Source organism: Flavimobilis soli (genome assembly GCF_002564025.1).
GTDB classification, from domain to species: domain Bacteria; phylum Actinomycetota; class Actinomycetes; order Actinomycetales; family Cellulomonadaceae; genus Flavimobilis; species Flavimobilis soli.
Genome location: NZ_PDJH01000001.1, coordinates 1933304 through 1957163, shown reverse-complemented (window position 1 = coordinate 1957163; position 23860 = coordinate 1933304). Strand labels below are relative to the sequence as shown.

The 23860-nt window shown below is 68.9% G+C and carries 17 protein-coding genes and 3 rRNA genes; 10 read left to right on the top strand and 10 right to left on the bottom strand.

From position 1 onward, the window contains the following. Nucleotides 1–85: 85 nt before the first annotated feature. Complete coding sequence (locus ATL41_RS08915; RefSeq protein WP_098458162.1) at nt 86–1123, top strand: LacI family DNA-binding transcriptional regulator; 1038 nt, start codon at nt 86–88, stop codon at nt 1121–1123. Here the strand turns inward: ATL41_RS08915 and ATL41_RS08910 are convergent. Then, on the bottom strand, nt 1075–1686 hold the full coding sequence (locus ATL41_RS08910) for a class I SAM-dependent methyltransferase (protein WP_245854718.1): 612 nt from the start codon (nt 1684–1686) through the stop codon (nt 1075–1077). The two genes, ATL41_RS08915 and ATL41_RS08910, sit on opposite strands and share 49 nt — an antisense overlap. A gap of 135 nt (nt 1687–1821) precedes the next feature. On the opposite strand from ATL41_RS08910, the gene ATL41_RS08905 reads away from it, so the two are divergent. After that, the gene (locus ATL41_RS08905; RefSeq protein WP_098458161.1) at nt 1822–2319 is read left to right on the top strand and encodes a DUF4395 domain-containing protein; all 498 of its coding nucleotides are present in this window, start codon (nt 1822–1824) and stop codon (nt 2317–2319) included. Here the strand turns inward: ATL41_RS08905 and ATL41_RS08900 are convergent. Continuing rightward, the gene (locus ATL41_RS08900) at nt 2292–3425 is read right to left on the bottom strand and encodes an acyltransferase family protein (RefSeq protein WP_169924536.1); all 1134 of its coding nucleotides are present in this window, start codon (nt 3423–3425) and stop codon (nt 2292–2294) included. The two genes, ATL41_RS08905 and ATL41_RS08900, sit on opposite strands and share 28 nt — an antisense overlap. After that, nucleotides 3422–4684 (bottom strand): pirin family protein, encoded by a 1263-nt coding sequence (locus ATL41_RS08895; RefSeq protein ID WP_169924535.1) that lies wholly within the window; start codon nt 4682–4684, stop codon nt 3422–3424. Before ATL41_RS08895 ends, ATL41_RS08900 begins: the two co-directional genes overlap by 4 nt. A 525-nt stretch (nt 4685–5209) precedes the next feature. On the opposite strand from ATL41_RS08895, the gene ATL41_RS08890 reads away from it, so the two are divergent. Further along, nucleotides 5210–5899, top strand: a complete 690-nt coding sequence (locus ATL41_RS08890) for a TetR/AcrR family transcriptional regulator (RefSeq protein WP_098458158.1) — start codon at nt 5210–5212, stop codon at nt 5897–5899. A gap of 122 nt (nt 5900–6021) precedes the next feature. Here the strand turns inward: ATL41_RS08890 and ATL41_RS08885 are convergent, their stop codons facing one another. After that, nucleotides 6022–6597, bottom strand: coding sequence for a DinB family protein (locus ATL41_RS08885; RefSeq protein ID WP_245854717.1), 576 nt, complete (start codon nt 6595–6597; stop codon nt 6022–6024). A 167-nt stretch (nt 6598–6764) separates the two neighbouring features. On the opposite strand from ATL41_RS08885, the gene ATL41_RS08880 reads away from it, so the two are divergent. The 6 genes from ATL41_RS08880 (at nt 6765) to ATL41_RS13605 (ending at nt 11732) form a co-directional block, all read left to right on the top strand. Beyond that, nucleotides 6765–7451 carry a biliverdin-producing heme oxygenase gene (locus ATL41_RS08880; protein WP_181010239.1) on the top strand — a complete coding sequence of 229 codons (687 nt, stop codon included), beginning with the start codon at nt 6765–6767 and terminating at the stop codon, nt 7449–7451. 84 nt (nt 7452–7535) lie between these two features. Next, nucleotides 7536–8393, top strand: a complete 858-nt coding sequence (locus ATL41_RS08875) for a hypothetical protein (RefSeq protein WP_143556596.1) — start codon at nt 7536–7538, stop codon at nt 8391–8393. Then, nucleotides 8386–9417, top strand: coding sequence for a heme/hemin ABC transporter substrate-binding protein (locus ATL41_RS08870; protein WP_098458156.1), 1032 nt, complete (start codon nt 8386–8388; stop codon nt 9415–9417). The genes ATL41_RS08875 and ATL41_RS08870 overlap by 8 nt, the downstream gene beginning before the upstream one ends. Further along, the gene (locus tag ATL41_RS08865; protein WP_098458155.1) at nt 9414–10559 is read left to right on the top strand and encodes a FecCD family ABC transporter permease; all 1146 of its coding nucleotides are present in this window, start codon (nt 9414–9416) and stop codon (nt 10557–10559) included. The genes ATL41_RS08870 and ATL41_RS08865 overlap by 4 nt, the downstream gene beginning before the upstream one ends. After that, entirely contained in the window at nt 10556–11407 is an 852-nt protein-coding gene (locus ATL41_RS08860; protein ID WP_245854715.1) for a heme ABC transporter ATP-binding protein, read from the top strand. The genes ATL41_RS08865 and ATL41_RS08860 overlap by 4 nt, the downstream gene beginning before the upstream one ends. A gap of 202 nt (nt 11408–11609) precedes the next feature. Further along, nucleotides 11610–11732, top strand: coding sequence for a hypothetical protein (locus tag ATL41_RS13605; RefSeq protein WP_281253869.1), 123 nt, complete (start codon nt 11610–11612; stop codon nt 11730–11732). Between the two features lie 15 nt (nt 11733–11747). On the opposite strand, the gene ATL41_RS08855 is transcribed toward ATL41_RS13605, so the two are convergent. From ATL41_RS08855 to ATL41_RS08835, 5 genes are all read right to left on the bottom strand, one after another. Beyond that, nucleotides 11748–13757, bottom strand: a complete 2010-nt coding sequence (locus ATL41_RS08855) for a bifunctional copper resistance protein CopD/cytochrome c oxidase assembly protein (RefSeq protein WP_098458154.1) — start codon at nt 13755–13757, stop codon at nt 11748–11750. A 76-nt stretch (nt 13758–13833) separates the two neighbouring features. After that, nucleotides 13834–13950: ribosomal RNA gene (gene rrf, locus ATL41_RS08850) — 5S ribosomal RNA — on the bottom strand. Nucleotides 13951–14017: 67 nt separating this feature from the next. Then, nucleotides 14018–17132 (bottom strand): 23S ribosomal RNA (locus ATL41_RS08845). Between the two features lie 447 nt (nt 17133–17579). Beyond that, nucleotides 17580–19101 (bottom strand): 16S ribosomal RNA (locus ATL41_RS08840). The 16S, 23S and 5S rRNA genes sit together here, the layout of an rRNA operon. 610 nt (nt 19102–19711) lie before the next feature. Further along, nucleotides 19712–21478: an alpha-glucosidase gene (locus ATL41_RS08835; RefSeq protein ID WP_098458153.1), complete on the bottom strand. Its 1767-nt coding sequence runs from the start codon at nt 21476–21478 to the stop codon at nt 19712–19714. 161 nt (nt 21479–21639) lie between these two features. On the opposite strand from ATL41_RS08835, the gene ATL41_RS08830 reads away from it, so the two are divergent. Then, nucleotides 21640–22272: a hypothetical protein gene (locus ATL41_RS08830; protein WP_098458152.1), complete on the top strand. Its 633-nt coding sequence runs from the start codon at nt 21640–21642 to the stop codon at nt 22270–22272. A 166-nt stretch (nt 22273–22438) separates the two neighbouring features. Here ATL41_RS08830 and ATL41_RS08825 read toward each other — a convergent pair whose 3' ends face one another. Further along, nucleotides 22439–23854 carry a dihydrolipoamide acetyltransferase family protein gene (locus ATL41_RS08825; protein ID WP_098458151.1) on the bottom strand — a complete coding sequence of 472 codons (1416 nt, stop codon included), beginning with the start codon at nt 23852–23854 and terminating at the stop codon, nt 22439–22441. Between the last annotated feature and the right edge of the window lie 6 nt (nt 23855–23860).

Genomic DNA, 23860 nt, shown 5'->3' with positions numbered 1-23860 from the left:
CGCGGGCGTCGGCACGAGACTTGCATGTCTGATATCGCCGCGTCAATCGTTATCGATAACGTTTTACATACGGTACTGTCACCACATGGCACAGCGGGTCACGATCACCGATGTCGCCCGGACGGCAGGCGTCTCGGTCGCGACCGTCTCGAAGGTGATCAACAGCAGGTACGGCGTCGCCCAGAGCACGACGGCGCGCGTCAAGGAGGTCATCGAGGACCTCGGGTACGAGTCGAGCCTCGTCGCGCGCAGCCTGCGTTCGCACAAGACCAACGTGATCGGCATCCTCGTCGCGGAGTTCGAGCCCTTCAGCACCGAGATCCTCAAGGGCGCCTCCGGCGTCCTCGCCGGCACGGGCTACGAGCTCCTCGCGTACACCGGTGGCCAGCACAGCGGCGGCGTCGGCTGGGAGCAGCGCTACCTCACCCGGCTGAGCGGCACGCTCATCGACGGCGCGATCCTCGTGACCCCGACCGTCCTCGACGCGAACGCCTCGATCCCGGTCGTCGCGATCGACCCGCACACGGGCCCCGGCGGCATCCCGACCGTCGACTCGGACAACCTCGCGGGCGCCGCGACCGCGACCGAGCACCTCATCAGCCTCGGCCACCGCCGGATCGCGTTCCTCAGCGGTCGTGCCGACCTCGAGTCGTCCCGCCTCCGCGAGGAGGGCTACCGCCAGGCGCTCGTCGACGCGGGCATCGAGCCCGACCCCGCTCTCGTCCGCTCTGGTGACTACCGGATCGAGACGTCGCGCGGCCCCGCCCGCGAGCTGCTCACGCTCCCCGACCGTCCGACCGCGATCTTCGCGGCGAACGACCTCTCGGCGCTCGCCGCGATGGAGGTCGCGCGGGACCTGGGGCTCGACATCCCCGGCGACCTGTCGGTGATCGGCTTCGACGACATCCCCGAGGCCGCGCGCAGCAACCCGCCGCTGACGACGATCCGCCAGCCCATCCAGCAGATGGGGGCGACAGCCGTGAACCTCCTCGTCGACCTCATCGGCGGGCGCGCGCTCGACTCGACGCACGTCCGCATGCCCACGTCGCTCGTCCTGCGGGCCACGACGGGACCTCAGCCGACGCGCAGCACCGCCACGACGAAGTCGCTGTCCGCCTCGTAAGGACGCAGGTCCCACGTCGCGAGCATGAGGTCCGGCACGAGCCCGGCCGAGCGCGCGTCGGCGAGGAGCTCGCGCACCTCGTAGCCGCGCCCGGCCCCGAAGCCGACGACGACGCGACCGCCCGGGCGCAGGTGCGCCCGCATCCGCTCGAGCGCGGCGGCGTGCGTGCCGTCCGCGAGGAACGTCATGACGTTGCCTGCCGAGACGACGACGTCGAAACCCTCGCCGATGCCGTGGGCCGCGAGGTCCATCTCGCACACGTCCCCGACGACCCAGGTCGCGTCCGGGTGGTCGGCGCGAGCGGCGTCGATGAGCACGGGGTCGACGTCGACGCCCACGACCGTGTGGCCGCGGCGGGCGAGCTCGCCGCCGACACGTCCGGGGCCGGACCCGGCGTCGAGGATCCGTGAGCCGCGCGGCACCATCGCGTCGACGAGGCGCGCCTCGCCGTGCAGGTCGTCGCCCCGTGCCGCCATCGCGCGGAAGCGCTCGACGTACCACGTCGAGTGGTCCGGGTTGGCCGCGACGATCTGCTCCCACCGGCTCGGGTTCCGCTGGCTCACGTAGTCCTCCTCGTCCGTGCGCACGCCCCTCGGCGAGGCGCATCAGCAGCCAGCGTCGCACGGGCGGTGCCCGAACGCTGGGACACAGGTCCCCGAACGTTGCCAACGCCTCGCGGGGGACCGACACTGCGCCCCATGCGGTCCTTCTTCTCCTTCCCCAACCCGGTCAACGAGCTCGCGGCGCGCACGGTCGCGGCCGGCGTCGTCGTGCTCGCGGTGACGACGCTCGCGACCCGGTCGTGGGTCGTGCTCGCGGTCCTCGCAGCGGGGTTCCTCGGCCGTGTGCTCGCGGGGCCGCGCCTGTCGGTCCTCGGCTGGGCCGCGCAGCGCGTGATCGCGCCGCGCCTCGGCGCGCCGCGCCTCGTCCCGGGTCCGCCCAAGCGCTTCGCGCAGGGCATCGGTGCGACGCTCACGATCGGCGCGCTCGTCGCCTACGCGCTCGGCGCCACGACGGTCGCGTGGGTGCTCGTCGGTCTCGTCGTCGTCGCGGCGACGCTCGAGTCGGCACTCGGGTTCTGCCTGGGCTGCTGGATCTTCGGCCGCCTGCAGTCGGTCGGGCTGATCCCCGAGTCGGTGTGCGAGGCGTGCAACGACATCCGGCTGCGTCAGCCGGCGTCGGCCGCCAAGGCCTGAGGCTCTGCGGCGCGCCTCCCGGCGCGTGAACGGCGGAACCGGTCGCCTGCGGCCAGGACGAGCCAGAGCGCTGCCGCGAGCGCGGCGAGGTAGGGCGGACGCGTCCACCACCAGGTCCCGCTGCCCGGTTCGGGCAGCGGCAGGCCGGCGGCGACCCACGCGCCCGTGAGGACGACGACGACCGGCAGGTGCCACAGGAACGCGCGCATCGACAGGGCGGCGGCGCGGTCGAGGACGGGCGCGGCGCGCGGCCCGTCGAGGTGGGGCACGACCGCGGGGCGCAGCAGGAGCACGCCGGAGACCTGCACGAGGACGTGCAGCATCGCGAGCGTGCTGGGCGGGTTCATGGGCGAACGCTGGCCGGCGGTGCCGACCATCGACTCCGCCCACAGCGGCGACGCCGCTGCGGCCGCCATGGCCGCCAGCGCGAGGACGAACCACACGGCGACGGTTCGACGGGGCAGCCGCAGGAGGCGCCCGTCGCGGTAGGCGAAGCCGAGCTGCTGCGCGAGGCCCCACACGAGCACGTAGTTGGCGTACCCGGTGAGGGGCACGTCGGTGGCGATGCGCACGGCGTCGACGGCGATCGCGCCGAGCGCCATCGCGACGGGGACGCGCACGCCATAGCGCTCGTCGAGCCGCAGCATCGTCGGCGTCAGCACGGCGAGGACGGTGTAGACGGCGACGAACCACATCGGCATGAGCACGACGACGGCGACAGTCAGCGTGAGGGTGCGCGGCGCGCCGAGCGCGAGGGCAGCGCCGACGACGGCGAGGACGACGAGCACGAACGGCGCGACGGGTCGGAGCAGCCCGACGACGCGGGAGCGCACCCACGCGCGCGCAGTCCGCCCGCGGGCGCGGGCACGCTCGAGGCTCGTCGCGTTCGAGAAGCCGCCGACGAAGAAGAACAGCGGGATGAGCACGAGCACCCACGTCGCGGGCCACAGCCACGGGGCGTCGCTCAGGACGTTGCCGACGCGCAGCACCTCGTCGTCGTCGGGGCGGACGGCGGCCATCGTCCAGTGGCCGAGGATGACGGCGCCGAGGGCGGTCGTGCGCAGGAGGTCGGCGAACCTGTCGCGTGCTGCGGGAGTGGCGGTCACGGGGTCACTCTGGCAGGGCCGCGGGGCGCGGGCACCCGCAGGCGCACGCCCGCGAGGTCGGGGGCTGTCGCGGGGGCGGCGCCGTCGTCGACGCGGCCGAACCTCGCGGCGGGGTCCGCGCCCCGGGCGCGGCGGGTGCGCTGAGCGGCCCAGTCGGCCCGGGCGGCGGCGACGCCGTCGTGGTCCGGGGCGGCGAGCCCCCACCACACGACCGTCTCGTCGTCGAGGGGCGGCCCGCCGAGGATCAGGAGGCGGGCCGGGGCGTCGCCCGCGGTGAGCCGCAGGTAGGAGCGGCCTAGGGGCACGACGACGAGCTCGGTCGCAGCAGCGCTCGTCCCCTCGACCGTGATGGCCCCCTCGTCGACGAGCAGGCCGTGCTCGAACTCCCGGTCGACCGGCAGCGCGATGTGCGACCCGGCAGCGAGCTCGAGCTGCGCGCACGCGAGGGGCCGGTAAGTCGTCGCGGGCGCGTCGATCCCGCAGGCGGTCCCCACGACGACGGTCAGCCGCACGCCACCCTCGGCGAGGACGGGCAGCTCGGTGTGGTGCTCGAGGCTCGGCGACGCATCGAGCGCGTCCGGCGGGAGCAGCGCGGCGAGGCGGACGGCACGGGCGGTGCCGGCGTCGGACACGTCGGCGAGACCGTGCGAGGCGCCACGTCCTGCGGTGAGGAGCGAGAGCTCGCCGGCGCGGACGACGGCGTTCGGCGCGACGGACGTCCGGTGCTCGACGGCTCCGGCGAAGACCCAGGTGAGGAGCTGGAGACCGGTGTGGGGATGTGCGGGCGTGTCGAGGGCAGCGCTCGCCCCCTCGGCCCCGGCCCCGGCCCCGGCGTGGTGCTCGACGAAGCACCAGGGGCCGACGTACCGGCGCGTGCCGGGCAGGAGCCTCGCGGCGCCGTCCGGCTCGCGCGAGGGCGCGATGTGCTCAGGCGGCGAGAGCTCGGCGACGGACGCGGTGACGGGCGGCCGGACCGCTCGGGCGGCGGGGCGGCTCGGCGGGGCGTCCGTGCGGCGCGGGAGCGCAGAGCGTCGGCGCGGGACCGGCGGCGGCGCTGGCGCGGCGGCCGGAGCGACGACGTCGGACGACGCACGCACCGCGGGCGCTGGTGCAGCGGGCGCCGGTGCAGCGGGCGCCGGTGCAGCGGTGACGGGTCCGGGCAGCGCCGGCACTGGAGACGGGTGAGGCTCGTGAGCGGGCGGAGCGGGAGCCACGGGTGCCGGGGGTGCGCTCCCGGGGCCGAGGTCGACGTCGCTCACGGGCCTGAGCCTAGGCCCGCGGGCGTCTGATGGCGAGGATCGGCGGTGGTCGTGCCGCCCGAGCACAAAGGACGGAGCCCCGCTCTCGCGGGGCTCCGCCGGACCGCACGACCTTCGGCCTGGGGCCGTTCGACGATCGGCCGTGCACACGGCTCCGCGACGTCGTCGCCTCCGGTGCCGGTGCTGCGGTCGGCCTTCCGGGCTCGGGTGGGCTGTCGTCGATCGTGGCGCGTTGCGCGCGCCGACCCGTCCGTTTTCCGGGAGACCTGGGGTGCAGTTCTCCCCTTTCATATTCCTCTCGGGTCCGCACATCAAGGCTTCACCCCCTCATCATTCGTCCGAGCGGGAACTCACAGCGCTGTCCACAGCCGGGACGGGGGAAATCTCGCGGGGTGCACACCCCTGTGGACCAAATTTGTGGATAACCAGGCAGCGGATGTTCACCCTGTGGACGCCCATCCGAAGGTGTGGACCGCCACACCCGGATCGGCCCCTGTGATGACACAGCGGTGGCAGAATGTCACCATGCCCAAGATCATCGGCGGCTCGCTCGCCGAGCACCGCGAACAGACCCGCAACAAGCTGTTCAACGCTCTCGCCACGCTCATGGACGACCGCGGCTTCGACTCGATCACGCTCGCGCAGATCGCACAGGCGGCGAAGATCGGGCGCACCGCCGTCTACAACCACTTCCCCGACAAGGAGTCGCTGCTCGTCGGGTTCATCAACCACGAGACCGAGCAGTACGTCGCGAGCCTCGAGCGTGAGCTCGAGAACGTCGACGACCCCGTCGACCAGCTCCGCACCTATGTCCGAGCGCAGATGCGCCTCAAGCGCGTGTTCCACCTCGCGCCAGGGCCCGACCTGCGCACCGTCGTCTCGCGCGGGACGCAGCACCAGCTCCGCGAGCACGCCGACATGGTCGAGAGCATCCTCAAGCGGATCATCGGCACGGGCATCGAGCGCCGGATCTTCCCGCCGCAGGACCTCAACGTCACGGTCGCCCTCGTCAACGCGTGCCTCTCGGGCCGCACCCTCGGGCACGACGAGGCCACGCGGGCGGTCGCGACCCGCGCGACGGAGGAGTTCGTCCTCCGAGCGATCGGCGTCGACCCGTCGACCGCGACCTCGCCTGCGGGCGTCGTCGTCGAGCCGGTGCCGTCAGGCGCGCACCCGGCCCCGGTCGGCCCGGCCGGCTGCCCCTTCCACCACTGACACGCTGCTCGGCCGACCCGCGCTCTCCTCGTGCGGGTGCCGCAGCATGGTCGCGCAGAGGCGCTCGTCCCGCCGCGCCCGGACCCTGCTCGCCGGCGCCCTCAGGCGCCGTGCGACCCTCCTCAGACCTCCCCGAGGTGCTGGCGCACGTCGTGGACGTGGTGCACGACGTCGTGCAGGAAGTACTGCAGGAGCGTCGTCGTCGTGAAGGAGGAACCGTTCGACCGCTCGCCCTTCCGGTCCCACGCGTCGTCCGGCAGGGTCTTCACGATGGCCGCGAGCGCGGCCGCGCACTCGGTGAGCTCGTCAGCGACGACGAGCGGACGCTGCTCGCGGTAGCGCCCCTCGACGGCGGCCTGGTCCTGGTCCCAGTTGCGGAAGGTCGGGTCGTCCTCGTCGCGGATGAGCTCGACGCGCGTGCCGAAGATGTCGTAGACGTCGCGCACGTGGCACGCGTACTCGAGGGGTGACCAGACGTCGGGCGCAGGGCGCTCGGCCACGCGCGGGTGGACGAGGACGCGGCGCCAGAAGGCGGTCTGCGCGGGGATGAGGTCCGGGACGGTCCGCGGGTCGACGTCGGCGGCGGTGAAACCGCACTCGGGGCACGTCTCGCGGAGCACCCAGGTCCAGTCCTTCGTGTCGGGCTCGACCGCACCCTCGTACGGCTGCTCGGCAGGGGTGTCCGTCATCGTGTCCATGGGTGAGCGTAACCATGCGCTGCCGCGGGGGCGCCAGGGGTCGTCATCGTGTGAACGAGGTAGGCAAACCTAACTAGGTGTGGTGAGGTGTCACCGTGTCATGACAAACAGTCATGTCCTTCACGCACGGCCACGCCCGGCCTTGACGACCGCACTGGAGACCCTCCGTGACCGCCACCGCCACCGCCCCCGCAGACACGCTCGCGACCGAGGGAGCCACGCTGTCCTCCCTGCTCCGCGAGGGCACCCGCCAGGTCCACCGCGAGGCGGAGACGATGGGCTTCATCGAGACGCTCATGTCCGGCGGCTTCGGCGACCGCGGCAAGGCCGCGTACGCGGACCTCGCTGCGCAGCAGCTCGCGATCTACGGCGCGCTCGAGGCTGCGAGCGCCCGCATCGCGGCGACCCCCGAGGGCGCCGCAGCCGAGATCGTGTTCGACGAGCTCGAGCGCACGCCGCAGATCGAGCAGGACCTCGAGTTCCTCTTCGGCGCCGAGTGGGCCGAGAAGGTCACCGTCCTCCCCGCGACCGCGCAGTACGTCGCCCGCCTCGACGCGATCGACACGCTCCCCCAGTACGCCGCGCACGCCTACACCCGCTACCTCGGCGACCTCTCGGGCGGGCAGGTCATCCGCACGATGCTGCAGCGGCACTACGGCTTCGGCGAGGAGGGCGTCTCCTTCTACCGCTTCGACCGCATCGAGAAGCCGAAGGTCTTCAAGGACCTCTACCGCGAGCGTCTCGACGCTCTGCGTTTCGACGACGAGGGCCGCGCGGCCGTCGTCGCGGAGGCACAGGAAGCGTTCCGTCTCAACCAGGCTCTCTTCGCCGAGCTTGGTGATATTCACCTCTGAGCGGACCGCCCCGCGGGCGGGCAACAAAGGCTATCCTTACCTAGGTCGCAACCTCCCTATCTGCGCCGACGAGGATCCCCTTCCATGCTTCGCACCCCCATGCCTGCAGCCGGTTCCCGGCTGCCGTTCCGGCGCGCGCTCGTGACCGCGGTCGCCACGCTCGGCCTCCTCGCGGTCGCGCCGGGCGCGCACGCGGAAGAGGGCCCCGTGACGGCCGAGGGACCCGAGGGCCAGAGCGTCACGGTGACGCGCGCGAACGAGCTCGACCCGACGGGCGCCGAGGTCACGGTCACGGGCGAGGGCTTCGACGAGTCGATCGGCATCTACGTCGCCGTGTGCGTCGACAACGGCCCGAAGAAGCGACCGACGCCCTGCCTCGGCGGCGTCGACATGTCCGGCACGACCGGTGCGAGCGGCTGGTTCTCCTCGAACCCGCCGTCGTACGGCAAGGACCTCGCGGTGCCCTTCGGCCCGGGCGGGTCGTTCGAGCTGACGACGACGGTCGTCGCGCAGGACAACCTGACCGACTGCCTCGACGAGAAGACCGCGCCCGACGGGTGCGTCCTCGCGACCTTCGCGGACCACTCGCGCATCGACAACCGCTCGGCGGACGTGCGCATCCCGCTGACCTTCGGCGAGCCGGGCAGCGGTGAGCCCGCCGACGAGACGACACAGCCCGCCGAGACGACAGAGCCTGCTGAGCCGACCGAGCCCGCCGAGACGACCGCACCCGGGTCTGCGGGGACCACCGCCCCGCCCGCGACTCCCGTCGCGGGCGCCGACGAGACCGACGGCAGCGGCTCGGGCCCCGCACCGCTGATCCTGGGCGGCGTCGGCGCGCTCGTCGTGATCGGCGGGGTCGCCGTGATCCTCTCCCGCCGCCGCGCCGCAGCCAGCGCAGGCGGTGCGACCGGCGCCGACGACGGGGGCAACGATGCGTGACCGCACCGCGCGCCTGCGCGCCGCTCTCGCCGTGATCGCGGCCTGCACGCTCGCCGCCGGCTGCGGCACCGCCGGTGCGACGCCGTCGACCGAGCAGACCGCGACCTCGTGGACGCCGACCGGCCCGCGCACCCTCGAGGCGCTCGAGGACCCCGTGCGTCCGCTCCCGACCCCCACCCCCACGCTCCCGACGACGGTGACGTCCGCAGACGGCGTCGAGGTCACGGTGACCGACACGAGCCGCATCCTCGCCGTCGACCTCTACGGGACCTTCGCCGAGATCGTCTTCTCGCTCGGCCTGGGCGACAACGTCATCGGGCGCGACGTCGCGAGCGGCTTCGAGGAGGCGGCGCACCTTCCCGTCGTCACGGGCTCGAGCCACGCCCTCAACGTCGAGTCGATCCTCGCGCTCGACCCGACGATCGTCCTGACCGACACCTCGATCGGCCCGCCCGAGGTCTTCGACCAGCTGCGCGCGGCAGGCATCCCCGTCGTCTTCCTCGACCCCGAGCGCACGCTCGCGGGGATCGACGGCCACATCCGCGCTGTCGCGGCCGCGCTCGGCGTACCTGAGACGGGCGAAGAGCTGATCGCCCGGACGGACGCCGAGATCGCCGAAGCCCATGCCCTGGCCCCCGAGGACGGCTCGGGCCCGCGCGTCGCGTTCCTCTACGTGCGCGGCACCGCCGGCGTCTACCTGCTGGGCGGCCCCGGCTCTGGCGCGGACGCGCTGATCCAGGCTGTCGGCGCTGAGGACGCGGGCACGGCCATCGGCCTCGACCGGAGCTTCACGCCCATCACGAGCGAGGGAATGATCAACGCCGCGCCGGACGTGCTGCTCGTCATGAGCGCCGGGCTGAAGTCCGTGGGCGGTATCGACGCGCTCCTCGGGATCCCCGGCATCGGCCAGACGCCCGCAGCGGCGTCGCGCACCGTGATCGACGCGTCGGACACGCAGCTGCTGTCCTTCGGGCCGTCGACGGCCGGCACGATCACCCGCCTCGCGAACGCGCTCTACCGATGAACGCGCGCACCGTGCCCGCAGCCGAAGCGACCGGCGCCCACACGTCCGGCGCCGGCACGCCCGGCACCCCACAGGCGACGACCGGCCTCACCCCCACGAAGCCCACCCGGGGCATCGTGCTGCTCGTCTGTCTCGTCGTCGCCCTGATCGCTGCGGCGCTCGTCTCGGCCGTCTCGGGCCAGACGCCGATCACCCCCGGCGAGGTGCTCGGCTCGGTCCTGCACCGGATGGGTCTCGACGTCGGCTCGCTGCCCGCGCACCCGCAGGGCGAGAACACGCTGTGGGTCGCGCGCTTCCCGCGCATCACTCTCGGGATCCTCGTCGGTGCGGCGCTCGGCTGCGCCGGCGCCCTCATGCAGGGCGTGTTCAGCAACCCGCTCGCCGAGCCCGGCGTCATCGGCATCTCGTCGGGCGCCGCCGTCGGCGCGTGCACGGTCATCGTGCTCCCGACGGCGAGCGGCATGCTCTCCGGCTCGCTCGCGGTCGCTGCCGCGGCGTTCGTCGGTGGTCTCGTGACGACGCTCGTCGTGTACGCGCTCGCCCGGGCGAACGGGCGGACCGAGGTCGTCACGCTCGTCCTGACGGGCGTCGCGATCAACGCGTTCACCTCGGGCGTGCTCGCGTTCCTCGTGTTCATCGCGTCGCCGTCGGCGCGCGAGCAGATCGTGTTCTGGCAGCTCGGCTCGCTCAACGGCGCGACCTGGCGCTCGGTCGCGATCGTCGCGCCCATGGTCGCGGCCGGTCTCGTCGCAGCCATGCTGCTGCGGCGCAAGCTGGACCTGCTCTCGCTCGGCGAGCGCGCGGCGCGCCACCTGGGGGTCGACGTCGAGCGCCTGCGCCAGCTGGTGATCCTCATCGTCGCGCTGCTGACGTCTGCGGGTGTCGCGTTCACGGGCATCATCGCGTTCGTCGGTCTCGTCGTCCCGCACGTCGTACGCATGGTTGCCGGCCCGGGCCACCGCTTCCTCGTGCCGGGCTCCGCCCTCGGCGGTGCCCTCGTGCTCGTCGTCGCGGACCTCGTCGCGCGCACGGCGATCGCGCACGCAGAGCTCCCCCTCGGCATGCTCACGTCTCTCGTCGGCGGACCGTTCTTCTTCTGGCTCCTGCGTCGGACGCGCACCTCGCAAGGAGGCTGGGCATGAGCACCGTCGCCGCGACCCTCCTGGACACCGTGCGACTGCGCCCCCGTCGTCCGCGCATGCCCGAGCGTCTCCCGGTCGGCTCGGTCCTCGCCGAGGTGCACGACGCCCACCTGACGCTCGGCGGTTCCACAATCCTCGACGGCGCAAGCCTCGAGGTGCGTGCAGGGGAGGTCCGCGCGCTCGTCGGCCCGAACGGCGCCGGCAAGTCGACCCTGCTCGGCGTCCTCACGGGCGACCGCAAGCCGTCCTCGGGTCACGTCACGGTCCACGGTGCCCCGCTGTCGTCGTGGTCGACGACCGACCTCGCCCTGCGTCGCGCGGTCCTCACGCAGGACGTCGCGGTGTCCTTCCCGTTCACGGTACGCGAGGTCGTCGAGATGGGCCGCTCGCCGTGGCGCGCCACCCCGCTCGAGGAGGACGACGACGCGATCATCGCGGAGTCCCTCGAGGCGACCGACGTCGCCCACCTGGCCGGCCGCAGCTTCACGACCCTGTCGGGCGGTGAGCGTGCGCGCGCGGCGCTCGCGCGCGTCCTCGCGCAGCGCACGCAGCTGCTGCTCCTCGACGAGCCGACGGCGGCGCTCGACCTGCGGCACCAGGAGCTCGTCCTGTCGCTCGCGCGCGAGCACGCCCGCGCTGGCGGCGCGGTGGTGGTCGTCGTGCACGACATCGGTCTGGCGGCCGCGTACGCGGACCAGGTGACGGTCCTCGCGGGTGGCCGTGTGGTCGGTGACGGTGTTCCTGGCGACGTCCTGACGCCGGAGCTGTTGACCGAGGTCTACGAGCACCCGGTCGAGGTGCTCGAGCACCCGGGCGGCGGCGCACCCATCATCCTCCCGCGCCGCTGAGCTGACACCGCGCCGGGTCACGGCACCGGACGCTCCGCTCGTCACCGGACGCGCGCGCTCAGCCATGGGACGCGTCGCCCGTCGGGAAGGGTGATGTCACCCTGCGCTTCGCACGTCAGCGCCCTTGGCAGAGCGCAGCCGGAGCGGGACACTTCTCTGCGGGCCGGCGCGGGTCGGCCTTCGTCACGGAAGCGAGGTGCCCATGGACTCGACGAGCCCGTCGGAGAACGCCCCCACCGGTGCAGCCGTGCTGGCGCACGAGTACGCGACGGACCTCGAGGCTCTCTCGGGCGTCGTCACAGGGATCATGGCGGTGCCGGAGTAACAGCCCGCGGTCGTCTCAGCCGTCGCGCTCCGCGAGCTTCGCGAGCATCTCGTTGTAGTCGTCGAGCTCGGCGTCGCCGCGCGCGGCGACCCTCCTGTCACGACGGCGGGCGGCGCGCTCGTCGTCCTTCGCCCACCGCACCGCGACGACGACGGCGAGGACCATCGTCGGGATCTCGCCGATGCCCCACGCGACCGAGCCACCGACCTGCTGGTCGGCGATCGCGGACTTGCCCCACGTGCGGCCGAGCAGGCCGAACCACTCGGGCACCAGGAGGACCTCGCTCGTGACGAGGGTGACGCCGAAGAAGGCGTGGAACGCCATGGTGGCGAAGAGCAGGAGGAGCCGCATCGGGTAACCGGGGCGCTTGGGCCCCGGGTCGATGCCGATGAGCGCGTTGGCGAAGAGGTAGCCCGCGAGCGTGAAGTGCACGATCATCGCGATATGCCCGACGTGGGTCGTGAGCGACCACTCGAAGAGGTCGGTGAAGTAGAAGAGGATCATCGACCCGGCGAAATTCGTCGCGGCGACGAGCGGACTGGCGAAGAACGATCCCCACCTCGACTGGACGAGCACGAGGAGCCACTCTCGCGGGCCCCGTGACCCGTCGTGCCGCTTGGGCAGCGCACGCAGGGCGAGCGTCACGGGCGCGGACATCGTGAGGAACAGGGGCACGACCATGGCCATGACCATGTGCTGGACCATGTGGGCGCTGAAGAGCACGTGGCCGTAGACGGCGGCGCCGCCCGACGTGACCCAGAGCATGACGAGCATGCCGGTGCACCACGCCGCGGTGCGGCCCCAGGACCAGTGGTCGCCACGGCGACGCAGCCGCAGCACCCAGCGGATGTAGACGACGATCGCCGCGGCGATGAGGAGCGTCATGAGGACGTCCCAGCGCCACTGGGTGAACCAGGTGGCGGCGGTCTGCTCGGGCGGGAGCGGCTCGCCTGTGACGATCTCGGCGGGAGTGAGGCCGACGCCTGCCTCGTCGGGGACGGGCGGGCTCGACGCCCCGAGCGCTGAGGCGACGCCGACGACGGCGCCCATGAGCACGAGCTCGACGGTGACGAGGCGCCAGAAGGTGCGGCCCTCGTGCGCGAGCCTGCCCCCGGCGCTTCGGGCGACGAGCGCGCGCCGGTGCATGAGCCCCAGGACCCCGATGGCCGCGATGAGAACGACCTTGGCGATGACGAGGCGGCCGTAGCCGGTGGTGAGGTCGCTGGGACCGTCGAGGCGGACGGTGGCGCTCGCGATGCCCGAGTAGCCGACGATGGCGAGGCACCAGGCGGCGACGGGCGAGAAGCGTGCGACGGCGTCGGCCATCGCGGGGCCGCGGAGGCCGCCTGCGGTGCGGAGGGCGGCGAGCGCGAGGAGGACGCCGACCCAGGTGGCGGCTCCGACGAGGTGGAGGAACATCGCGGAGACAGCGATGTTGTGCCCGGAGGCGCCTGCGGAGTGCCCGGTGAGGGATCGGAGCGCGAGTGCGCTGGCGGCGAGCGCAAGTGTCCAGGCGGCGCCGGTGGGGGTGCGGACGAGGATCGCGAGCAGTGCGACGGCCGCCGCGATGATCGTGATCGCGAGGAGGATGCGTCCGAGCGGTACGTCGGTGAGGAAGGACGCGAGCTGGGCGCCGTAGGCGCCGTCGGAGGGTTGTCCGCCGAGGACGTCGGTGAAGGTGAGGAGGGTGTCGGCGACGGCGGTGAGCGTCCAGAGGCTTGCTCCGGTGGCGGCGACGAGGAGGGCGCGGCTGCGGTCGGGGTTGTCGCCGAGGAGGAAGACGACGGCGACGAGGGCGCCGATCGTGATTGCGGTCGCGAGCTCGCCTGCGACGGAGACGAGCGGGAGGGTCCAGCGGACGAGGGCGCCGGGGTCGGCGATGACGGCGGGCGCGAAGATCTGGGTGGTGGTGCCGGCGAGCAGGACGAGGAGGAGCCCGGTGGCCACGGCGGTGCCGATGCTGAGGGCGTAGTGGCGCCGTCGGATGGCGGGGACCGCGGGTGTGGGGGTGGGTGTCTGCTGCACGTCTTCAGCCTAGGCCGGTGTTGTCGGGGTACGCCAAAGGCCCACCCCGTGCGGGGTGGGCCTTTGGTGAATGGTTGTCCGGCGGCGTCCTACTCTCCCACCCCGTCTCCAGGGCAGTACCATCGGCGCTGAGAGGCTTAGCTTCCGGGTTCGGAATGGGACCGGGCGTTTCCCTCTCGCTATGACCGCCGTAACTCTATGGAGATATCCGTCGCTGGTATCTCGGGAACCGCACAGTGGACGCGTAGCACAAATTTGTTGTTATCAAGTTGTCGGCTCATTAGTACCGGTCAGCTCCATGAGTCTTTGGTCCTCACTTCCACATCCGGCCTATCAACCCAGTGGTCTACTGGGAGCCTCTCACCCGCAAGGGGCGTGGAAACCTCATCTTGAAGCAAGCTTCCCGCTTAGATGCTTTCAGCGGTTATCTCTTCCCAACGTAGCCAACCAGCCATGCTCCTGGCGGAACAACTGGCACACCAGAGGTTAGTCCGTCCCGGTCCTCTCGTACTAGGGACAGGTCTTCTCAAGTTTCCTGCGCGCGCAGCGGATAGGGACCGAACTGTCTCACGACGTTCTAAACCCAGCTCGCGTACCGCTTTAATGGGCGAACAGCCCAACCCTTGGGACCTACTCCAGCCCCAGGATGCGACGAGCCGACATCGAGGTGCCAAACCATGCCGTCGATATGGACTCTTGGGCAAGATCAGCCTGTTATCCCCGGGGTACCTTTTATCCGTTGAGCGACGGCGCTTCCACAAGCCACCGCCGGATCACTAGTTCCGACTTTCGTCCCTGCTCGACCTGTCAGTCTCACAGTCAAGCTCCCTTGTGCACTTGCACTCGACACCTGATTGCCAACCAGGCTGAGGGAACCTTTGAGCGCCTCCGTTACATTTTAGGAGGCAACCGCCCCAGTTAAACTACCCACCAGGCACTGTCCCTGGTCCGGATCACGGACCGAAGTTAGGTATCCAGAGCGACCAGAGTGGTATTTCAACGATGACTCCACCGACACTGGCGTGCCGGCTTCACAGTCTCCCACCTATCCTACACAAGCCGCACCGAACACCAATACCAAGCTATAGTAAAGGTCCCGGGGTCTTTCCGTCCTGCTGCGCGTAACGAGCATCTTTACTCGTAGTGCAATTTCGCCGAGTTCACGGTTGAGACAGCGGGGAAGTCGTTACGCCATTCGTGCAGGTCGGAACTTACCCGACAAGGAATTTCGCTACCTTAGGATGGTTATAGTTACCACCGCCGTTTACTGGGGCTTAAATTCTCAGCTTCGCTCCGAAGAGCTGACCAGTCCTCTTAACCTTCCAGCACCGGGCAGGCGTCAGTCCGTATACATCGTCTTGCGACTTCGCACGGACCTGTGTTTTTAGTAAACAGTCGCTTCCCCCTGGTCTCTGCGGCCTTCAAACGCTTCCCGGGCAAGCCGGTACACGCCTCAGGCCCCCCTTCTCCCGAAGTTACGGGGGCATTTTGCCGAGTTCCTTAACCATGATTATCTCGTCGCCTTAGTATTCTCTACCTGACCACCTGAGTCGGTTTAGGGTACGGGCGGCTAGAACCATCGCGTCGAGGTTTTTCTAGGCAGCATAGGATCACCGAATCATCCCCCATACGGGGTCACCGTCAGTTCTCAGGCTATGTGAGCAGCGGATTTGCCTACTGCTCGCCCTACAACCTTGGACGTGGTCAACCATCGCCACGCTCGGCTACCTTCCTGCGTCACCCCTGTTAATACGCTCACCTACTACCAGCTCGGGTCGCGGCCTCGCCGCACACCAAGACCCCGAAGGGTCAACAGGTGACGGTCCGGGCGCTTAGCATCACCGGGTTCGGTCTGGGCGGTTCTTCGCCGGTACGGGAATATCAACCCGTTGTCCATCGACTACGCCTGTCGGCCTCGCCTTAGGTCCCGACTTACCCAGGGCGGATTAGCCTGGCCCTGGAACCCTTGGTCATTCGGCGGACGGGTTTCTCACCCGTCATTCGCTACTCATGCCTGCATTCTCACTCGTGTAGGCTCCACCACTGGGTTACCCCGCAGCTTCACTGCCCACACGACGCTCCCCTACCCATCCACATGCCTGGACCACGAAGGCCTAGCGAAAATGTGAATGCCACAGCTTCGGCGGTGTACTTGAGCCCCGCTACATTGTCGGCGCGGAATCACTTGACCAGTGAGCTATTACGCACTCTTTCAAGGGTGGCTGCTTCTAAGCCAACCTCCTGGTTGTCTGTGCAACTCCACATCCTTTCCCACTTAGCACACGCTTAGGGGCCTTAGCTGGTGGTCTGGGCTGTTTCCCTCTCGACTACGGAGCTTATCCCCCGCAGTCTCACTGCCACGCTCTGTCTTACCGGCATTCGGAGTTTGGCTGACGTCAGTAACCTTGTAGGGCCCATCGGCCATCCAGTAGCTCTACCTCCGGCAAGAAACACGTGACGCTGCACCTAAATGCATTTCGGGGAGAACCAGCTATCACGGAGTTTGATTGGCCTTTCACCCCTACCCACAGCTCATCCCCCCAGTTTTCAACCTAGGTGGGTTCGGTCCTCCACGCGGTCTTACCCGCGCTTCAACCTGGCCATGGGTAGATCACTCCGCTTCGGGTCTAGACCCAGCGACTATGATCGCCCTGTTCGGACTCGCTTTCGCTACGGCTTCCCCACACGGGTTAACCTCGCCACTGAGCACTAACTCGCAGGCTCATTCTTCAAAAGGCACGCTGTCACCCCTGCTAAGGAGGCTCCAACGGATTGTAGGCACACGGTTTCAGGTACTATTTCACTCCCCTCCCGGGGTACTTTTCACCTTTCCCTCACGGTACTTGTCCGCTATCGGTCACTAGGTAGTATTTAGGCTTATCGAGTGGTCTCGACAGATTCACACGGGATTTCTCGGGCCCCGTGCTACTTGGGAACACTCTCGGGAGGCTACGCCATTTCGTCTACGGGGGTGTCACCCTCTGTGCCGGCCCTTCCCAAGGCCTTCGACTATGACGAAGCTTTCTGACTCCCTGACCATCCGGCAGAATGATCCAAGAGGTCCCACAACCCCGATGACGCAACCCCTGCCGGGTATCGCACGCCATCGGTTTGGCCTGATCCGCTTTCGCTCGCCACTACTCACGGAATATCTCTTCCTGTCGGTACTGAGATGTTTCACTTCCCGACGTTCCCTCCACACACCCTATATATTCAGGTGCGGGTACCTGGACATGACTCCAGGTGGGTTTCCCCATTCGGACATCCTCGGATCACGGTTCGTTTGCCAACTCCCCGAGGCTTATCGCAGGCTACAACGTCCTTCTTCGGCTCCTAGTGCCAAGGCATCCACCCTGTGCCCTTAAAAACTTGACAACAGCTAAATTGCAGATACCAAAGATAAATCTTTGATGTTACAAAGATGCTCGCGTCCACTGTGCAGTTCTCAAGCTACCAACGACCCCACCCCCTACCAGCGCCGCGCCTACCGGCAACCCGAAGATCACCGGCGGTTCACCCGCCAGGGGCAGTCCGTGAAGGAAACCAGTCCACCCGACGCCGTCACCGGCACCGAGTGGCCTGTTCCCTCAGGACCCAACAGTGTGCTTGAACTCCCCCAGGCCGCCGGCACGTGGCGTTCCCACCCCACAAGGAGGCGTACTGACCGGTGCACCAGCACCCGAGCTCGCACGAAGTCAATGTTCCACCCATGAGCGTCCCACCCCAGGCGCGTTCGGCCCGAGCGTGGCACTTGACCGACCGGCACCGCCACCCGCAAGGCAGGTGAACCAGTGGTAGATCCGATCGGTTGTGGCTCCTTAGAAAGGAGGTGATCCAGCCGCACCTTCCGGTACGGCTACCTTGTTACGACTTAGTCCCAATCGCCAATCCCACCTTCGACGGCTCCCTCCACAAGGGTTGGGCCACCGGCTTCGGGTGTTACCGACTTTCGTGACTTGACGGGCGGTGTGTACAAGGCCCGGGAACGTATTCACCGCAGCGTTGCTGATCTGCGATTACTAGCGACTCCGACTTCATGGGGTCGAGTTGCAGACCCCAATCCGAACTGAGACCGGCTTTTTGGGATTCGCTCCACCTCGCGGTATCGCAGCCCTTTGTACCGGCCATTGTAGCATGCGTGAAGCCCAAGACATAAGGGGCATGATGATTTGACGTCATCCCCACCTTCCTCCGAGTTGACCCCGGCAGTATCCTATGAGTCCCCACCCGAAGTGCTGGCAACATAGGACGAGGGTTGCGCTCGTTGCGGGACTTAACCCAACATCTCACGACACGAGCTGACGACAACCATGCACCACCTGTACACCAGTCCGAAGACGCACACATCTCTGCATGATTCCGGTGTATGTCAAGCCTTGGTAAGGTTCTTCGCGTTGCATCGAATTAATCCGCATGCTCCGCCGCTTGTGCGGGCCCCCGTCAATTCCTTTGAGTTTTAGCCTTGCGGCCGTACTCCCCAGGCGGGGCACTTAATGCGTTTGCTGCGGCACGGAACTCGTGGAATGAGCCCCACACCTAGTGCCCAACGTTTACGGCATGGACTACCAGGGTATCTAATCCTGTTCGCTCCCCATGCTTTCGCTCCTCAGCGTCAGTTGCGGCCCAGTGACCTGCCTTCGCCATCGGTGTTCCTCCTGATATCTGCGCATTCCACCGCTACACCAGGAATTCCAGTCACCCCTACCGCACTCTAGTCTGCCCGTACCCGGTGCAAGCTCAAGGTTGAGCCTTGAGTTTTCACACCAGACGCGACAAACCGCCTACGAGCTCTTTACGCCCAATAATTCCGGACAACGCTTGCGCCCTACGTATTACCGCGGCTGCTGGCACGTAGTTAGCCGGCGCTTCTTCTGCAGGTACCGTCACTTTCGCTTCTTCCCTGCTGAAAGGGGTTTACAACCCGAAGGCCTTCATCCCCCACGCGGCGTCGCTGCATCAGGCTTGCGCCCATTGTGCAATATTCCCCACTGCTGCCTCCCGTAGGAGTCTGGGCCGTATCTCAGTCCCAGTGTGGCCGGTCGCCCTCTCAGGCCGGCTACCCGTCGTCGCCTTGGTAGGCCATTACCCCACCAACAAGCTGATAGGCCGCGAGTCCATCCCCCACCGATAAATCTTTCCAGGCACACCCCATGCGAAGGTGCCTCGTATCCGGTATTAGCCACGATTTCCCGAGGTTATCCCGAAGTGAGGGGCAGGTTACTCACGTGTTACTCACCCGTTCGCCACTGATCCAGCAGAGCAAGCTCCACCTTCACCGTTCGACTTGCATGTGTTAAGCACGCCGCCAGCGTTCGTCCTGAGCCAGGATCAAACTCTCCGTAAATGTTTGACGCCAACCAGGCGAACCCGGTTAACAACCATACGAAGCAGACCACCCCGAAGGACAGCCTGAATAAAACTGGCATCAAGATCGAAAACTTGCGTTTTCAATCCATTATCCAAAGGAATCCTCTACGAGCAACCCGACCCAGCCCAGGAAGGACCAGACCAAGCCACCCGACAGGGATATTTGGCATTGACTATCAAGCACACTGTTGAGTTCTCAAGGAACAGACGCGCATCCCCACCAACCCTTCCGGGCGGCTCGGAGGCAACCGTTCAAACTTACCCGATCCATCCCGCCGTGTCCAACCCGCATCCCGGTTGGACCGGGGATTCGGAGGGGATCGGCTGGTGGGCCGGTCCAGAACACTACCTCAACGCGGCTCTCACCGCGAATCGCTGGTTCTGGGGAGTCTTCCCGCGGGACCGGCCTCCAGAGCGTGAGCTCCGTGTCCGTTCCTCCCTGCTGGGCTGACCTGGAAGACATTACGGGGGCGTCGCGACGCTGGTCAAATCCCTGAACGGTGACCCCCGTCACCGTGCCAGGTCTCTGACCGGAGAACGCAGGCGGGGTCGGGCGCACCGCGCCCGACCCCGCCTGTCATCCAGCGTCACCGCCGCCAGACCACCGCCTCCCACGGGCGCAGCGTGACGTCGGCGCCCAGGCTCGGGACGGCGTCGGGCAGGTTGGTCAGGAGGACCTCCCCCTCCGTCCAACCGAGCGCGGTCGCGTCCACGCGGGCCGGGCGGCCCGACAGGTTCGCGAGCACCAGCAGGCCCTCGTCCCCGAGATCACGGGAGTACGCGAACACCTGCTCGTCGTCCAGGAGGTGCATCGTGAGCGTGCCGTCCGCGACGATCGGCAGCTCGTGGCGCAGCCGCACGAGCTCGCGGTAGTGCGAGAACACCGACGTCGGGTCGTCGACCTGAGCCGCCGCGTTGACCGTCCGGTAGTTCGGGGTCACCGCGATCCACGGCTCCGCGGTCGTGAAGCCCGCGTTCGGCGAGTCGTCCCACTGCACCGGCGTGCGCGAGTTGTCGCGGCCCGCGTACGCGAGTGCCGGCAGCACGTCGGCCGGGGCCAGGCCGCGGACCTCCGTCGCCTCCCGGTAGTAGTTGAGCGACTCGACGTCACGGAAGTCCTCGATGCGCTCGAGCACCGTGTTCGTCATCCCGAGCTCCTCGCCCTGGTAGACGTACGGCGTCCCGCGCATCAGGTGCAGCACCGTGCCGAGCGCCTTCGCCGAGACCTCGCGGTGCTCGTCGGAGTCGTCGCCGAAGCGTGACACCGCGCGCGGACGGTCGTGATTCGACCAGTACAGGCTGTTCCAGCCGTTCTCCGCGAGACCGTCCTGCCACCGCGCGAGCGACCGCTTGAGCTCCGGCAGGTGGATCGGGCGCGGGTCGAACTTGCCGCCCGGGCCCTCGTCGACCTCCATGTGCTCGAACTGGAAGATCATGTCGACCTCGCGGCGCGCCGGGTCCGTGTAGACCTGCGCCTGCTCGACCGTCGAGCCCGGCATCTCCCCGACCGTCAGGAACCGAGCCGCCTCCTCGTCGTCGCCGAACACCTCACGGTTGATCTCCGCGAGGAACTCGTCGAGACGCGGGCCGCCCGCGAAGAACGGGAAGCCGTTGCCGTACAGCGCACCCTCGTGCACCTCGCCGTCGGGCAGGCCGTCGACCTTGGAGATGAAGTTGATGACGTCCATGCGGAACCCGTCGACGCCACGAGCGACCCACCAGCGCATCATGTCGTGGACCGCGCGGCGCACCTCGGGGTTCTCCCAGTTGAGGTCCGGCTGCTTCCGCGTGAACAGGTGCAGGTAGTACTCGCCCGTGCGCTCGTCGTACTCCCACGCCGGCCCCGAGAAGATGGAGCCCCAGTTGTTCGGCTCCGCGCCGGGCTCCCCCGGGACCGTGCCGGGGCGCGCCGGGCGCCACACGTACCAGTCGCGCTTCGGGTCGTCCTTGCTCGAGCGGGACGCCTCGAACCACGGGTGCTCGTCGCTCGTGTGGTTGACGACGAGGTCCATCACGAGGCGGATGCCGCGCGCGTGCAGCCCCGCGATGAGCTCGTCGATGTCCGCGAGCGTGCCGAACATCGGGTCGATGTCCTGGTAGTCGCTGATGTCGTAGCCGTTGTCGTCCTGCGGGGAGCGGTACACCGGCGAGAGCCACACGACGTCGACGCCGAGCTTCTCGATGTGGTCGAGGTGCTCGATGATGCCGCGGATGTCGCCCATGCCGTCACCGTTGGAGTCGGCGAACGAGCGGGGGTAGATCTGGTAGACGACCGCCTTGCGCCACCACCCGCGCTCGGCGGGCAGGCCCGCCCGCTCGGTCGTGATGAGGACGGACTCGTCGGCGGCGGTCATGCGGTGGGCTCCTTCAGGTGCGGTTCAGGCGGCTCGCGCCGCCCGGCCCATTGTGGCATCGGAACGATTCGACTCCAAGGCGGCCCCGGCCTCGCTACCATGGTCCCCGCCAGCACAGGCGCTGGCCCCGGCTTCGTGCCGTGACCCTGGGGAACCCCGCCATGTATCTAGAGATCATCGGATGGATCGGCTCCGCGATCCTCGTCTGGTCCCTCATGCAGACCCGCATCCTGCGACTGCGCATCTTCAACCTCATCGGATGCTTCATCCACATCGGCTACAACTTCGCGTTCTCCGTGTGGCCGATGGTCGGGCTCAACGTCGTGCTCGCCGTCATCAACATCGTCCAGCTCCGCAAGCTGCTCGCCGAGCGCCACTCCGAAGCCTCGTACGACGTCGTGCCGACGGCCACGAACGCGCCGTACCTCGTGCGTCAGCTCACCCGGCACGCCGACGACATCGCGGCGCTCAACCCCGGCTTCGACGTCGCCGACGCGACGTCCTCCGGCGAGGCATACCTCGTCCTCCTCGGCGACGAGACCGTCGGCTACGTGATCCTCGACGAGCCGTCCGACGGCGTCGCGAACATCAAGCTCGACTACGTCGTGCCCCGCTACCGCGACTTCACGCCCGGCGAGTTCGTCTTCCGCCGGTCCGGCCTGCTCTCCGAGCGCGGTTTCCGCCGCGTCGTCTCCCGCCCTGGCGTCAAGGACAACGCGGGCACCTACTACGAGGCCCTCGGCTTCCGGTACGACCCGGCTGCCGACACGTACACCCTCGAGGTTGCGGCCTGACCCGTCCTTCCCGGGGAGCCGCGTCGCCTCCTTGCCCCTGAAGCCCCGACGCCCCCGGATGCAGGAGAGCGCACCCACCGTCTCGCGACGGTCGGTGCGCTCTCTTGCGTATCGGGTCGCTCCCGCCTCGCGCGGGCTGCGCCTCGGGCCCCTCAGCCCCAGCGGCTCACGCCCACACGAGCGCCTGCGCGGGCTCGTGCAGGATCGTCGCGACATCCGCGAGCACCCGGCTCGCGAGCTCGCCGTCGACCAGGCGGTGGTCCACGCTCAGGGCGAGCTGCGTGACCCAGCGCTTCTTGATCTTGCCCTTGTGCACCCACGGCTGCTCACGGATCGCGCCGAACGCGAGGATCGCGGCCTCGCCCGGGTTGAGGATCGGCGTACCGGTGTCGATGCCGAACACTCCCACGTTCGTGATCGTGATCGTGCCGTCGGACATGTCGGTCGGCGTCGTCTTGCCGGCGCGAGCCGTCGCCGTGAGGTCGGACAGCCCCTGCGCGAGCTCCTTGAGCGTCATGCGGTGCGCGTCCTTGATGTTCGGCACCATGAGGCCGCGCGGCGTCGCCGCAGCGATGCCGAGGTTCACGTAGTGCTTGTAGACGATCTCCTGAGCGGCCTCGTCCCAGCTCGCGTTGATCTCCGGGTGGCGGTTGACCGCGATGAGCAACGCCTTGGCCGTGATGAGCAGCGGCGTCACACGGATGTCGCGGAACTCCCGCTCCTCGCGCAGGCGAGCGACCATCTTCATCGTGCGCGTCACGTCGACCGTGTGGAACACGGTCACGTGAGGCGCGGTGAAGGCGCTCGCGACCATCGCCTCGGCGGTCCGCTTGCGCACCGACTTCACGGGGACGCGCGTCTGGCGGCCCTCGGCGACGAGGGCACCCTCGGCCTCCCACGGCTCGTCGTCGCCCGGGTACGTCGCGAGGGAGCGGCCCTCGGCTCGGCTCGCGAACTCGAGGACGTCCTCCCGGGTGACGATCTCGCCCGGGCCCGTCGGCACGACGCTCCCGAGGTCGACGCCGAGGTCGCGGGCGAGCTTGCGGACCGGCGGCTTGGCGAGCACGCGGCCCGCGTGGGCCGCGGGCTCGGGACGCGCCGCGGGTGCGCCGGGCGCGGGGTTCTGCACGACGGCGGTCGGCGCCGGAGGCGCGGCGGAGCTCGCAGCCGGCGCGGCTGCGACGGGCGCAGCCGAGGCGCGGGGACGACGTCGCGACCCCTGCTCGCTCACCCCGTAGCCCACGAGCACCGCTCCCCCGCCGGGGGCGGCGTCCGCTGCCGGCGCGGTCGCGGCGTCGACCACGGGCACCTGGGCGTCGCCCGCAGGGGCGCCGCCCGGGTCCGTGTCGACGACGACGATCGGCTTACCGACCTCGACCGTCGTGCCCTCGGGCGCAAGGATCTCCGCGACGACCCCCGTGTACGGGCTCGGCAGCTCGACGAGGCTCTTCGCCGTCTCGATCTCGACGATCGTCTGGTTGACGGTGACCTCGTCGCCGACCTTGACGTGCCACTGCACGATCTCGGCCTCGGTCAGGCCCTCACCGGCGTCGGGCAGGAGGAACTGCTGGAAGGTGGGCATCGACGT

Bases quoted from the DNA above. Each gene is read 5' to 3' on its own strand.
- ATL41_RS08915 (WP_098458162.1), top strand. From the start codon at position 86: ATGGCACAGCGGGTCACGATCACCGATGTCGCCCGGACGGCAGGCGTC.
- ATL41_RS08905 (WP_098458161.1), top strand. From the start codon at position 1,822: ATGCGGTCCTTCTTCTCCTTCCCCAACCCGGTCAACGAGCTCGCGGCG.
- ATL41_RS08890 (WP_098458158.1), top strand. From the start codon at position 5,210: ATGCCCAAGATCATCGGCGGCTCGCTCGCCGAGCACCGCGAACAGACC.
- ATL41_RS08885 (WP_245854717.1), bottom strand. From the start codon at position 6,597: ATGGACACGATGACGGACACCCCTGCCGAGCAGCCGTACGAGGGTGCG.
- ATL41_RS08875 (WP_143556596.1), top strand. From the start codon at position 7,536: ATGCTTCGCACCCCCATGCCTGCAGCCGGTTCCCGGCTGCCGTTCCGG.
- ATL41_RS08870 (WP_098458156.1), top strand. From the start codon at position 8,386: ATGCGTGACCGCACCGCGCGCCTGCGCGCCGCTCTCGCCGTGATCGCG.
- ATL41_RS08865 (WP_098458155.1), top strand. From the start codon at position 9,414: ATGAACGCGCGCACCGTGCCCGCAGCCGAAGCGACCGGCGCCCACACG.
- ATL41_RS08860 (WP_245854715.1), top strand. From the start codon at position 10,556: ATGAGCACCGTCGCCGCGACCCTCCTGGACACCGTGCGACTGCGCCCC.
- ATL41_RS13605 (WP_281253869.1), top strand. From the start codon at position 11,610: ATGGACTCGACGAGCCCGTCGGAGAACGCCCCCACCGGTGCAGCCGTG.
- ATL41_RS08835 (WP_098458153.1), bottom strand. From the start codon at position 21,478: ATGACCGCCGCCGACGAGTCCGTCCTCATCACGACCGAGCGGGCGGGC.
- ATL41_RS08830 (WP_098458152.1), top strand. From the start codon at position 21,640: ATGTATCTAGAGATCATCGGATGGATCGGCTCCGCGATCCTCGTCTGG.
- ATL41_RS08825 (WP_098458151.1), bottom strand. From the start codon at position 23,854: ATGCCCACCTTCCAGCAGTTCCTCCTGCCCGACGCCGGTGAGGGCCTG.